This is a genomic window from Sphingopyxis yananensis, assembly GCF_020687785.1.
Lineage (GTDB): Bacteria > Pseudomonadota > Alphaproteobacteria > Sphingomonadales > Sphingomonadaceae > Sphingopyxis > Sphingopyxis yananensis.
Map to the genome: position 1 here is coordinate 214545 of NZ_JAJEWI010000010.1, position 11230 is coordinate 225774.

Genomic DNA, 11230 nt, shown 5'->3' on the forward strand with positions numbered 1-11230 from the left:
GTTTAAGGGCGGCCTATTCGGACAGATGCGCCGTTCTTATCCGCCTTTTGCCGACTTATTCGGTAAGGGTGGATGAACACTTGCCCAAAGCCTGCTTGACGCGGGCCAAAGAGCAACCCATTTGTCTGTCACTATTGAACGCTTGAAGGACAGGACGATCGACATGGCACGGCCCAGCATCGGCGAATTCGTCAACCAGGTGAAAACGGAAACCGGCAAAATTGTTTGGCCGAGTGGTCGTGAAACCGGGCAGACCACCATCTTGGTTTTGATCATGATGACAATGTTGTCGCTATTCTTCCTTGGCGTTGATAGCTTTTTTAATATGATCGTCAGCTGGCTGACGTCGCTCGCGCGTTAATCGGCGCAATTCTTAGAATTAGAACAGGACGATACGCATGGCGCGCTGGTATATCATTCACGCCTATTCGGGTTTTGAAAATAAAGTGCGTGACTCGGTGGTCGCCGAGGCAGAGCGCATGGGCCTGACCGATTTTGTAGAATCGGTTGAGGTTCCGGTAGAAACCGTGACCGAGGTAAAGCGCGGCAAGAAGGTACAGTCGGAACGGAAATTCTTCCCCGGCTATGTGCTCGCCAAGCTGACCATGACCGATGATGTTTATCACTTGGTCAAGAACACCCCAAAGGTTACCGGATTTTTGGGCTTTTCGGGTAAGCCGCAGCCCATCAGCGAAGCCGAAGCCGCCCGCATTTTGAACAGTAAAGAAGAAGCTGCTGCGCGTCCCAAGACCGAAGTACGCGTCGATTACGAAATCGGCGATCAGGTCAAGGTGTTGGAAGGTCCCTTCGCCAGCTTCAACGGCGTGGTCGAGGAACTGGATTTCGACAAGGCGCGCGTCAAGGTCAGCGTTTCGATTTTTGGCCGTGCAACGCCAGTCGAATTGGATTTCGAGCAGGTCGAGCGCGTAAAATAAATACCCGCCCGTTCCGGCGATATTCGGAACAGAAAAAGGCCGTCCCTTGGGGCGGCCTTTTTCTGTTTGGCTTATTCCCTTTGTCTGACTCATGTGTAAGTAGCAATTATTGCATCGCCATTTTGGCCTTGCTTTTCGCCCGCAAAACTATGGGGGCGGCGCAAGGCTGATGATGGCGCGTGACGCGTAACAAAATAAAAAAGACAGGGAGCAGGATGGCTGGGATTGAACAGATTGGGGCATTGAGTGACGCGCAAATTGCGGATCGGTTGGCGATCGCGCAGGCTGTCCGACAGAAAAACCCCGCTGAAAAAGTGGTGCATCTGGCCAGCAAGTTATTTCAATTACTGCCTGCTGGCGCGGAAGATGAATTTATCTTTCCCGCCTTTCCCGTGGCGACGCGCGCCCGCATTTTTGGCGGGCAAGTTATCGCCCAAGCTTTGGCCGCTGCGACATTGACGGTCGAGGGGGTTAAGCAGGCGCATTCGCTCCATGCCTATTTTCTGCGCGGCGGGGATGAAACCAAGCCACTGCATTTTCGGGTTCATCGCGACTTTGATGGCCGCACCTTTTCCAACCGCCGTGTTGTCGTGCGCCAAGATGGCAAGGTGATTTTCAACCTGACGGCATCCTTTCATGCGCCCGAAGAAGGGCCGGAATATCAGGCCGTGATGCCGGATATTTTGCCGCCCGAAGATTGTATGGACTTTATCGAACATTTGGCGATGGACCCCAATGTCGATGAGGATGATTTGATCCGGTCGGCCCGTATGCGTCCGTTTGAAATGCGCACCCATCGCCCGGTGTCGACACAGACAGGCGGGTCTGCCCATTATCAATGGTATCGTATGGCCGCACCCATTGCGGATGACCGCAATTTGCACCGCAATTTCTTGGCTTTCATGTCGGACATGGGGTTGTTGACGTCATCCTTGCTGCCACATGGTTTGACATGGTCGACACCGGGATTGTTTTCGACCAGTTTGGACCATGCCATGTGGTTCCATGATGATGTGCATTTGGACCAATGGGTTGTTTTTGTGATGGACAGCGATTGGACGGGCGCGGCGCGCGGTATTAATCGCGGGCGGGTGTTCACACGCGATGGGAAGTTGATTGCATCGGTGGTGCAAGAAGGCTTGCTGCGCCTGACGCCTCAAGCTTGATGGCCCAAGGTTGAGGCCTCCTGAAGGTTGACACCCGAAGCGTGATGGGCGGTTTGGACGACGACGCACAGGCTTGGCTTGTGTTTTGGGTGCATTCCCGTTAATGGCCCCACTTCGTGTGCCGGATCAGCGATGATTCTGTGCGCGTATCCGCGCGGGAGGAGGCCTGATAACCCTCTGTTTGACCGCTATACTTGAGAGAGCGGCTTGCCGCTCTCGATAGAGAGAAAGGAGGCCATCATGGCCAAGAAAATTACCGGCTATATCAAGCTGAACGTACCGGCTGGCGCTGCTAACCCGTCGCCCCCATTGGGCCCGGCACTGGGTCAGCGCGGCGTGAACATCATGGAATTCTGTAAGGCGTTTAACGCTGCAACGGACAAGCTGGAGAAGGGCACCCCCACTCCGACCGTGATCACCGTTTTCGCGGACAAGAGCTTTGCTTTCGTTACCAAGACTGCTCCGGCAACCTATTTGCTGAAGAAGGCTGCTAATGTGAAGTCGGGTTCGAAAGAACCAAGCAAGTCGAGCGTTGGTACCATTACGCGCGCTCAACTGGCCGAAATTGCAGAGATCAAGATGAAGGATCTCAACGCAAACGACATCGAAATGGCAACCCGTATCATCGAAGGCAGTGCGCGTTCGATGGGCCTTGACGTGGTGGAGGGCTGAACTCATGGCTAAGCTGACGAAAAAGCAGAAGAGCCTTGTGGGCAAGGTTGACAGCGTAAAGCTGCACGCCGTTGATGAAGCGATCAAGACCGTTCGTGAACTGGCTTCGGCTAAGTTCGACGAATCGCTTGAAGTTGCTATCAACTTGGGCGTTGATCCCCGTCACGCAGACCAAATGGTTCGCGGCGTTGTTACCCTGCCTGCTGGCACCGGTAAGGACGTTAAGGTTGCCGTGTTCGCACGTGGCGACAATGCTGAAAAGGCATTGGCTGCTGGCGCGGACAAGGTTGGCGCCGAAGACCTGATGGAAGACATGCTGGCTGGCAATCTGGATTATGGCCGCGTTATCGCAACGCCGGACATGATGGGCATTGTTGGTCGCCTCGGTAAGACCTTGGGTCCTAAGGGCCTGATGCCAAACCCGAAGCTGGGCACTGTTACCCCGAATGTTGCTGAAGCCGTGAAGGCCGCCAAGGGTGGTCAGATCGAATTCCGCGTCGAAAAGGCTGGTATCATTCACGCTGGCCTCGGCAAGCTGTCGTTCGGTGAAGAAAAGCTTCGCCAGAACTTCGACGCTTTTGTCGATGCAATCGTGAAAGCAAAGCCTGCTGGCGCGAAGGGCAAATATGTTCGCAAGATTGCCCTGTCGTCGTCGATGGGCCCTGGCGTGAAGATTGACACCGCTGACGTTGTTGGCGCTTAATCTTTATCCCAGTGATGAATAGAAAAGGCCGGAGGAGAAATCCTCCGGCCTTTTTTTATGCGTCGATTTGTACCGGCCCACATGTCAGCCGAATAGATGATGAGCCGACATTATTGCGGCGGCGCAGGGGCTATTCCCGCAGCGCCCGTAAGGCGGCGCCAGCGGCGAAGGGGCCGATCACGGTCAGCAACAAGCTGGTGGCCATCAGCAATTTTATGGCCCCTCGGCCCGCAGGGTCCAGCATTCCCGCCCCGAAAATGAGCAAGGGAATGGCCAAGGGCAGCAATAGCAACCCGCCCAGCGCGCTGTTGCTTTTCATATGGGCGGTCAATGCCGCGCTCATCACCGCCAGCGAGGCAAGGGCCGGAATAGCAATGCTGAGGCCGAGCGCCACCAAGCCTAAGCGCGCGCCGTCTTGGGCCAATAAGACAGATGCGGGCAATAGCGCGATCAGCAGCGGCAGACCAAAGCTGATGGCATGGGCCGCAATTTTAATCGCCGCGATGCTTTCGTCCGCAAATCCGCGCACAGCCAGTTGATCGAGCACGCCAGATTCCTTGTCCGGACGGATCAGCCGGTCAATGGGCATCAAGGAAGCTAGAAGCGCGGCCACCCACAACATGCCGCCGCCAGTGCGGGACAATAGCTGGCCATCAGGCCCGACCCCAAAGGGAAAGGCCGTCGCGACCAGCATGAAAAAAACGATAGGCAGCCACATAGCGCCGCTGCCCCATGCGCGGCGCAGGTCGCGCCAAAATAGCGTCATGGACGGGATCATGATCATGGCTGGTCCCCCAAATGCAATTGACGCACATCATCCGCGCCCAAATCGACATGGGATGCCAGCAATATCGCCCCGCCGCCCTGACGGTGGGCATGAATGGCGGCGACCAGCAAAGCAATGCTGGCGCTGTCTAGGCCGTTGGCGGGTTCGTCGAGTAGCCAAATGGGAGCGCCGCTGGCGATGACGCGGGCCATGGCGGCGCGTTTGCGCTGGCCGGTTGACAGCATGGCCACAGGCACGTCCGATAGGGCAGATAGCGCCATCGCCTCCATTGCCGCTATGGTCGCTGTGCCGTCGATGCCATCGATACGGCCCCAGATGTTAAGCGCTGCGCGCAGCGGTAATTCGGCATCCAGTGCCGCCGCTTCGTCGATCAGCGCGCAACGTTCATGGCGCGACACGGTGCCGCGAAAGGGCCGGAGCAGGCCAGCCGCCATACGGATGAGGCTGGATTTCCCGGTGCCATTGGGGCCGCGCAGCCACAGGGCATCGCCGCGCGACAAGCAAAGGTCGAGCGCACGAAATAGCAAGCGGTCGCCCCGAACGCAGCTGACCTGATCGAAACGGAGAAGCTGGCTCATCCTGCGTCCTGCGATGGGGTGTCATTGTCCATGCTCATCGCCTCGAGGGCGTGCATGTCATCGTCGGAAAAGCCGAAATGATGGCCGATTTCATGAACCAGCACATGGCGGATCAACCAATCCAATCGTTCACCGCCGTCCACCCATTCCATCAAAATGGGGATACGATAAAGGGTGACGCGGTCGGGCAATGTGCCGCTATGATCCAGCGAGCGATCGGTGATCGGATAGCCTTCGTACAATCCCGTCAATTCCAGCGCATTATCGATTTCCAAGGCCCGTAGCGTGTCGGCGTCGGCCAAATCTTCGACAGTGATCAACAGATGCTGGATATGGGGTTGAAATAGGGTCGGAAGACTGGCCAGCGCCGCTTCGGCCATATGGAAAAAAGCGTCGGTATCGGGTGGGCCACCTGTCCATCCCTCGGGCAGGGCGGATGCTGACGCTTGCGCCGCGCGTTTGGGCGTGCTTGGGTCGTCCATAGGGGCTGGCTTGTCGTTCATAATTTGCATCCTTATGGCGACTGGTTCAGCATTGCCAGTGAGGAGATAAGGGATGGTCCAGAAACTTGATGAAAGCCAGCGAAGCAGTTTGCTCGCGCGATTTCCCGAATGGCAATATGATCCCGAACGTGATGCCGTTGGGCGGCGATTGAATTTCGACGATTTTGCACAGGCTTTTGGGTTTATGACCCGCGTCGCCATTGTGGCCGAAAAAATGGACCATCATCCGGAATGGTATAATGTTTATAATCGCGTAGAAATCGTTCTGACGACGCATGATTGTGATGGTTTGTCGGTGCGGGACGAAATGTTGATGCAGGCGATTGAGGAAATGTTGATCGTTTAACCGCCCTTGTGCCGAAGAATATTCGGCGCTGCCTGTAATTTTTTCGTTAAGTTTCGGATCGTCCATAGTTTTTTGGCGGAGGCATTGCGTTTGAGGCGCGATTTGGCAACAGTCGCTCCGAAAACAAGGGATGCTGAAATGAACCATGGACTTTTACGTCGAAAAAAATTGGTCGTTGAGGCAGCAGAGGGGAAGGGCTTAGCCCGAACTTTAAGCTGGCCGCATTTGATCGCATTGGGTGTTGGGGCGATTGTCGGCACCGGAATTTTAACATTAATTGGGGTGGGCGCCGATAAAGCCGGCCCCGCTGTTATTGCATCGTTCGCCATTGCAGGGGTGATCTGCGTTTGTGCGGCGCTTGCTTATGCCGAAATGGCAACCATGATCCCCGCATCAGGCAGCGCTTATACCTATAGCTATGTCGTGCTGGGCGAGTTGATCGCTTGGGTGATCGGCTGGAGCTTGATCTTGGAATATAGCTTGGTGGTCAGCGCGGTTGCGGTGGGCTGGTCTGGCTATGCCGCGCCATTGCTAGAGGCGTGGGCCGGTGTGCCCATGGCGTTGATGCAGGGGCCGGAACTGGGCGGCATTGTGAATTTGCCAGCGGTCTTCATCATTGGCGTGGTCGCTGCATTGCTGTTGATGGGAACACGCGAAAGCGCCACAGTGAACGCTATTTTGGTGTTGGTGAAAATTGCGGCATTGGCGATTTTCGTGGCCGTTGCTTTGCCAGCTTTTGATGCAGCAAATTTTGAACCTTTCAGCCCTTATGGCTTTGCGAAACATATGGGGCCGGATGGCGTTGAGCGGGGCATTATGGCCGCCGCTGCGATCATCTTCTTTGCCTTTTATGGTTTTGACGCCATTGCCACGGCGGCAGAAGAAACCAAAAATCCGGACCGCGATCTGAAGATCGGTATCATCGGATCGATGGTGGCCTGTGTGGTGATTTATATTGGCGTTGCTCTGGCGGCGGTGGGTGCGATTGCCTATTCGCGCTTTGCCAACAGCCCAGAACCTTTGGCCCTGATTTTGCGCGAACTCGGCCAGCCTTTGGCGGCGCAATATCTGGCGGTTTCGGCGGTAATCGCTTTGCCGACCGTGATCTTGGCCTTCTTCTATGGACAAAGCCGCATTTTCTTTACGATGGCGCGTGACGGCATGTTGCCATCTGGTCTTGCCAAATTGTCGGCCAAGGGTTCACCTGTGCGTATCACGCTGTTCACGGCTGCCGTGGTGGCGGTGTTGGCAGGCTTTATCCCGCTGGGTGAATTGGCGGCCTTGGCCAATGCGGGCACCTTGGCAGCCTTTTCGGCCGTGGCGGTGTGCATGTTGGTGATGCGTCGCCGGGAACCGGATGCACATCGGACCTTCCGTGCGCCTATGCCTTGGTTGGTCGGCGGTATTGCGGTGTTTGGCTGCGTCTATCTGTTCTTCAGCCTGCCATCCTCGACCCAATTCTGGTTCGTGGTGTGGAATATTTTCGGTGTGGGCGTTTATTTCCTTTATTCGCGCCGCCACGCCAAGGCTGCGCTGTAAGGCCCTAGCCTCATCCACCAAAAGTGGAAGCAAAAGCCCACGCAAAGAGCTTCGGCCCTTTGCGTGGGCTTTTCCCGTGATTATCTATCACCTTTCAGTTGACTCTGGCCCCAGAGGCGCTAGAGAGCCTGTGACTTGTCGAGGTTCTTTGGACCTTTGCAAAGCCGTCCGAGACAGTTGGTGCAAGGAATTTGCCTTGCTTAATTTCCAACCGAGACGGGGAACAGTCTTTTTCGGTCGTCCGCCTTATGGTGATACGACTTGACCGACCCCATCGGACATCGTTGCGTAAGAAAGCATTGGGCTTGGTCCCGATGACATTCTTGCGTGTGTTAGCCGCCCGATGGAAGCAAGGCCTTGGTCTTGATCCCCTCGGGCATGAGTGGAGAAACAGGCATGAATCGTTCTGAAAAGGCCGAAGCCGTAACTCAGCTTAACGCTGCACTTTCGGATGCTGCTTCGGTTGTGATTGTTCGCAACCTTGGCTTGACCGTCGCTCAGTCGACTGTCCTCCGTCAGCAAATGCGTGACGCTGGTGCGAGCTATAAGGTTGCTAAGAACCGCCTGGCCAAGATCGCGCTCGATGGCACCCCGTACACCGGTTTGGCAGATTTGCTGACCGGCCCAACTGCAGTCGCTTCGGCAGCCGATCCGGTTGTTGCGGCAAAGATCGCAGTTGAGTTCGCCAAGACCAACCCCAAGTTGGAAATCGTTGGCGGCGGCATGGGTGACACCGTATTGGACGTTGAAGGCGTTAAGGCTCTTGCAGCCCTGCCGTCGCTCGACGAACTGCGCGGTACGCTTATTGGCCTGCTCCAGGCTCCTGCCACGAAGGTTGCTCAGATTGCAGCAGCCCCGGCTGGACAGCTGGCGCGTGTATTTGGTGCATATGCCGCCAAAGAAGCGGCGTAATCCTAGATATATTTGCAACAATTACCCGAGCCTTGCTCGGATCTGATGGAGAATAGAAATGGCTGATCTCGCAAAGATCGTTGAAGAACTGTCGACCCTGACCGTATTGGAAGCTGCTGAACTGTCGAAGATGCTGGAAGAGCATTGGGGCGTTTCGGCTGCTGCTGCTGTTGCAGTTGCTGCTCCTGCTGCTGCTGGTGCAGCGGTTGAAGAAAAGGACGAATTCGACGTGATCCTGACCGGCGACGGCGGCAACAAGATCAACGTGATTAAGGAAGTTCGTGCGATCACCGGTCTGGGCCTGGGCGAAGCCAAGGCTCTGGTCGAAGGCGCTCCGAAGCCCATCAAGGAAGGCGCTTCGAAGGCTGAAGCTGAAGAGCTGAAGAAGAAGCTGGAAGCAGCTGGCGCGACCGTAGAACTGAAGTAATTCAGTTTTCGGACATCAGCGGCAATGCTGATGAGCCTGAGATAGAAGGGTGGTTCCCATGGGGAGCCGCCCTTTTTCTATGAGGTTGCGAAAGCCGACCCTAGGGCCAGTTTTAGGATTATGCGGCGTTGGGCACCCAATTGCCGTGAAAGCCGGGCGGAATTTGGTGGGGCAGGTGGATGACCGCCTGTGGTGGGCCCAAAAAGTCATCGGCGTTTAAGATATGCAATTCCGTATGACCTTGACCCGCATCTGGCGCGGTGCAGATGACCAACCCAATCAGCCAACCATCATCTTCGGCGCTGCTTGGCTCGGGGGTGCTTGGCTCGGTGCTGCTGGCGTTGCGCGGGGTGAAGACAAATTCCCCTGGGTGATGATTGGGACCAAAATCCCGAACTTGTGTTTGCGCCCTTAGCAAATCATGTTTGAATAAAGCTGTTCCGGCCAAGTCTAATTCTTTGGTCGGACCATTTTCGACGGCGACGCTATAGATATAGCGATAGGGGCGGGTGGTAAGGCGTTCATTGTAACGGGGAAATTCTTGTGATTGCGGGTTGAGGATTTCGCGCTTTGTTTCTTTATGGACGGGATCGATTGTCCAGCGTTCCAGTGCCGAAGCCTTGCTGTCGGGGCCGCGCATGGACTGAGCGAACATGGTGTCATGGGCCACCACATCCACCACGATATGGCCTTCGGGCGTTTCAAAGGCGTTGGCGGGGTGGAAAACATAGCAAGGGTCAACCGGAACCCATAGGATGTCATCGCCGGAACCGGTGCGGGGTAACAAGCCAATGCGCGCGGGGTGGTCAGGGTTCCAATGATAAGGAAAGGCATAACCCTTGATCAGCGCCTTCATCGAAAAAGTGACGGGCAGGTCGAAAACCAGCACATAATTTTCCGTAATCGCGCAATCGTGAATGGATGGGCCGTGGCTGACGGTAATTGCTTCGTCGCGGATAACATGAGCTTGATCGTTCATGACGACGTGCCAAACTTTGTTCATTTCCTCGCCGCGATAGGTGATCGCGTGATATTCGCGGGTATAGGGGTCGAAATGGGGATGGGCCGTATAGCCGCCCGCCAATGTCCCGTCGAAATCATTGTGCGCGATGGTCGATAGGTCGTTGCTGAGTTCGGCGGGGCAGCCGCCTGCTTCGACCAAGGCGAATGTTCGACCCGCCATGCCGACGACATTGGTATTTGGGGCATCGCTGCCGTCGCGGCGGGGGCCGGGCGGGAGCGGTTCGTTCAGAAATTCTGCGGCCTCTGCGCCGCGCACCCAGCGGTTGCGATACCAAAGGGCCTGACCATTTTCGATCGCGATGCCATGTATCATGCCGGGGCCAGTGAACCAATGATAGCTGGCGGGGTCGGGTGTGCCGATGGGGTTGGGGCCGTTGCGTAAGTAGCGGCCCGATAGGGCGGTCGGGATATGGCCTTCCACCCTTAGGTCCGCCAGTGTATATTCCTGTGTGAGCGGGGTGTGGATGCCCGTCAGATAGGGGTGGGAATCTGTTGGAATGGGCAAGCGCTTGCGGTTGAAATCGGAAATTTTCCGCAGGCCAGCGGTCACGGTGCCGCGAATGATGGTTTCTATCGTGCTAGCCATTTGAATATGTCTCCTTCTCCCAATGGATTGTCTGAGTGAACAGGCCGATTTGGATTCAGGTGCCGACAAATTTTTGATGCCGATAGGTTTTGCTTGCCTGTCAAATGAGCGATGTTTACGGTGGTAACATGATGAATATGGATGATGATGTCAATGGCTCAATTTCGTCCTCGGACGGGCCGCCGCCTGTCGAATTTGTGGCGCTGAGTGAGCCCGATCTTCCGATCCCGTTGATGGGCGAGGAAACGATGGAAGATGTTATGGAATATGAGGAGCCTATGCCCGCCAAGCGGGGTGGCTATCATCATGGGGATTTGCGTTCCGCTGTCATTGCGGCTGGTCTTGCGCGCTTGGCTGAGGGTCCGGATGCGGATTTGGGCCTGCGCGCCTTGGCGCGGGGTGTGGGTGTCAGTGCGGCGGCCCTCTATCGCCATTTTCCGGACAAGGAAGCGTTGCTCGATGCCTTAGCCGAAGAGGGGATTCGCCGTTTGGGCGCGACGCAGGCACAGGCTTGGCTGAAGGCTGGGGGTGGGCGGGACGGGTTTCGCGCCATCGGCATCAGCTATGTGCGCTTTGCCCATGACGAACCCGCTTTATTTCGCCTGAGCTTCACGCGCCGTATGCCGGTGCGACAGGAAAATGCTGGCGGGGATGGAAGCGAGGTTGCGTATAATCTGCTGCGGGCAGGGGTGACGGAGGCGGCGCCATGGGCGCTGAACCCCGACCGCGCGGCGCTTCATGCTTGGGCTTTGGTGCATGGATTGGCCATGTTGGTGCTGGACCAGCGGGTGGAGTGGGATGAGGCGATGGTTGATGACGTCGTGTCGCTGACCTTTGGCGGCATGGCTTGATGTGCTGATCGCTGGCTGGCGCTGCGCCCTTGGTCCAGACGGGGTGCGCGCTGTGGCGGGTGTTGGAATGTTGGAAAAAGACAGGGCGCTTGATTGACTTGATGGGCGGTCTTTTCTATATGGAAACCATACTTTGATCATCGGGAAGCGGCCTGCATTTGCGCGGCGGGTCACTAGAATGGATGGTTAAGGCACTGAGATG

14 protein-coding genes are annotated in these 11230 nt (G+C 56.3%); 10 read left to right on the plus strand and 4 right to left on the minus strand.

Features of this window, described 5'->3' with window-relative positions:
* The first annotated feature begins 163 nt into the window (after positions 1–163).
* From secE to rplA, 5 genes are all read left to right on the plus strand, one after another.
* Positions 164–361 (plus strand): preprotein translocase subunit SecE, encoded by a 198-nt coding sequence (gene secE, locus LKO31_RS12540; RefSeq protein ID WP_227691243.1) that lies wholly within the window; start codon positions 164–166, stop codon positions 359–361.
* 37 nt (positions 362–398) lie between these two features.
* Entirely contained in the window at positions 399–935 is a 537-nt protein-coding gene (nusG, locus tag LKO31_RS12545) for a transcription termination/antitermination protein NusG (RefSeq protein WP_227690903.1), read from the plus strand.
* Between the two features lie 215 nt (positions 936–1150).
* On the plus strand, positions 1151–2101 hold the full coding sequence (locus LKO31_RS12550) for an acyl-CoA thioesterase (RefSeq protein WP_227690904.1): 951 nt from the start codon (positions 1151–1153) through the stop codon (positions 2099–2101).
* 240 nt (positions 2102–2341) lie between these two features.
* The gene (rplK, locus tag LKO31_RS12555; RefSeq protein ID WP_227690905.1) at positions 2342–2773 is read left to right on the plus strand and encodes a 50S ribosomal protein L11; all 432 of its coding nucleotides are present in this window, start codon (positions 2342–2344) and stop codon (positions 2771–2773) included.
* Positions 2774–2777: 4 nt separating this feature from the next.
* Entirely contained in the window at positions 2778–3476 is a 699-nt protein-coding gene (gene rplA, locus LKO31_RS12560; protein ID WP_227690906.1) for a 50S ribosomal protein L1, read from the plus strand.
* A gap of 130 nt (positions 3477–3606) precedes the next feature.
* Here the strand turns inward: rplA and LKO31_RS12565 are convergent, their stop codons facing one another.
* Genes LKO31_RS12565 through LKO31_RS12575 form a run of 3 tightly spaced genes read right to left on the minus strand, consistent with a single transcriptional unit; the run spans position 3607 to position 5344 of the window.
* Positions 3607–4254, minus strand: coding sequence for a heme exporter protein CcmB (locus tag LKO31_RS12565; protein WP_227691244.1), 648 nt, complete (start codon positions 4252–4254; stop codon positions 3607–3609).
* Between the two features lie 2 nt (positions 4255–4256).
* Positions 4257–4841 (minus strand): heme ABC exporter ATP-binding protein CcmA, encoded by a 585-nt coding sequence (ccmA, locus tag LKO31_RS12570; RefSeq protein ID WP_227690907.1) that lies wholly within the window; start codon positions 4839–4841, stop codon positions 4257–4259.
* Positions 4838–5344 (minus strand): metallopeptidase family protein, encoded by a 507-nt coding sequence (locus LKO31_RS12575; RefSeq protein WP_227690908.1) that lies wholly within the window; start codon positions 5342–5344, stop codon positions 4838–4840. Before LKO31_RS12575 ends, ccmA begins: the two co-directional genes overlap by 4 nt.
* Before the next feature lie 52 nt (positions 5345–5396).
* Here LKO31_RS12575 and LKO31_RS12580 point away from each other — a divergent pair, with 52 nt between their 5' ends.
* The 4 genes from LKO31_RS12580 (at position 5397) to rplL (ending at position 8568) form a co-directional block, all read left to right on the plus strand.
* Complete coding sequence (locus LKO31_RS12580; RefSeq protein WP_227690909.1) at positions 5397–5690, plus strand: 4a-hydroxytetrahydrobiopterin dehydratase; 294 nt, start codon at positions 5397–5399, stop codon at positions 5688–5690.
* Positions 5691–5828: 138 nt separating this feature from the next.
* Positions 5829–7229: an amino acid permease gene (locus LKO31_RS12585; RefSeq protein WP_227690910.1), complete on the plus strand. Its 1401-nt coding sequence runs from the start codon at positions 5829–5831 to the stop codon at positions 7227–7229.
* Between the two features lie 396 nt (positions 7230–7625).
* Complete coding sequence (rplJ, locus tag LKO31_RS12590) at positions 7626–8141, plus strand: 50S ribosomal protein L10 (protein ID WP_227690911.1); 516 nt, start codon at positions 7626–7628, stop codon at positions 8139–8141.
* Positions 8142–8199: 58 nt separating this feature from the next.
* Positions 8200–8568: a 50S ribosomal protein L7/L12 gene (rplL, locus tag LKO31_RS12595; RefSeq protein ID WP_227690912.1), complete on the plus strand. Its 369-nt coding sequence runs from the start codon at positions 8200–8202 to the stop codon at positions 8566–8568.
* Between the two features lie 118 nt (positions 8569–8686).
* Here rplL and LKO31_RS12600 read toward each other — a convergent pair whose 3' ends face one another.
* Complete coding sequence (locus LKO31_RS12600) at positions 8687–10177, minus strand: 8'-apo-carotenoid 13,14-cleaving dioxygenase (RefSeq protein ID WP_227690913.1); 1491 nt, start codon at positions 10175–10177, stop codon at positions 8687–8689.
* A gap of 104 nt (positions 10178–10281) precedes the next feature.
* Here LKO31_RS12600 and LKO31_RS12605 point away from each other — a divergent pair, with 104 nt between their 5' ends.
* The gene (locus LKO31_RS12605) at positions 10282–11028 is read left to right on the plus strand and encodes a TetR/AcrR family transcriptional regulator (protein ID WP_227690914.1); all 747 of its coding nucleotides are present in this window, start codon (positions 10282–10284) and stop codon (positions 11026–11028) included.
* The last annotated feature ends 202 nt before the right edge of the window (positions 11029–11230 follow it).

Coding starts and splice junctions, on each gene's coding strand:
- rplL (WP_227690912.1), top strand. CDS start 8,200: ATGGCTGATCTCGCAAAGATCGTTGAAGAACTGTCGACCCTGACCGTA.
- ccmA (WP_227690907.1), bottom strand. CDS start 4,841: ATGAGCCAGCTTCTCCGTTTCGATCAGGTCAGCTGCGTTCGGGGCGAC.
- rplA (WP_227690906.1), top strand. CDS start 2,778: ATGGCTAAGCTGACGAAAAAGCAGAAGAGCCTTGTGGGCAAGGTTGAC.
- LKO31_RS12565 (WP_227691244.1), bottom strand. CDS start 4,254: ATGATCCCGTCCATGACGCTATTTTGGCGCGACCTGCGCCGCGCATGG.
- LKO31_RS12550 (WP_227690904.1), top strand. CDS start 1,151: ATGGCTGGGATTGAACAGATTGGGGCATTGAGTGACGCGCAAATTGCG.
- secE (WP_227691243.1), top strand. CDS start 164: ATGGCACGGCCCAGCATCGGCGAATTCGTCAACCAGGTGAAAACGGAA.
- LKO31_RS12580 (WP_227690909.1), top strand. CDS start 5,397: ATGGTCCAGAAACTTGATGAAAGCCAGCGAAGCAGTTTGCTCGCGCGA.
- LKO31_RS12575 (WP_227690908.1), bottom strand. CDS start 5,344: ATGAACGACAAGCCAGCCCCTATGGACGACCCAAGCACGCCCAAACGC.
- LKO31_RS12605 (WP_227690914.1), top strand. CDS start 10,282: ATGAGCGATGTTTACGGTGGTAACATGATGAATATGGATGATGATGTC.
- rplJ (WP_227690911.1), top strand. CDS start 7,626: ATGAATCGTTCTGAAAAGGCCGAAGCCGTAACTCAGCTTAACGCTGCA.
- rplK (WP_227690905.1), top strand. CDS start 2,342: ATGGCCAAGAAAATTACCGGCTATATCAAGCTGAACGTACCGGCTGGC.
- LKO31_RS12585 (WP_227690910.1), top strand. CDS start 5,829: ATGAACCATGGACTTTTACGTCGAAAAAAATTGGTCGTTGAGGCAGCA.
- LKO31_RS12600 (WP_227690913.1), bottom strand. CDS start 10,177: ATGGCTAGCACGATAGAAACCATCATTCGCGGCACCGTGACCGCTGGC.
- nusG (WP_227690903.1), top strand. CDS start 399: ATGGCGCGCTGGTATATCATTCACGCCTATTCGGGTTTTGAAAATAAA.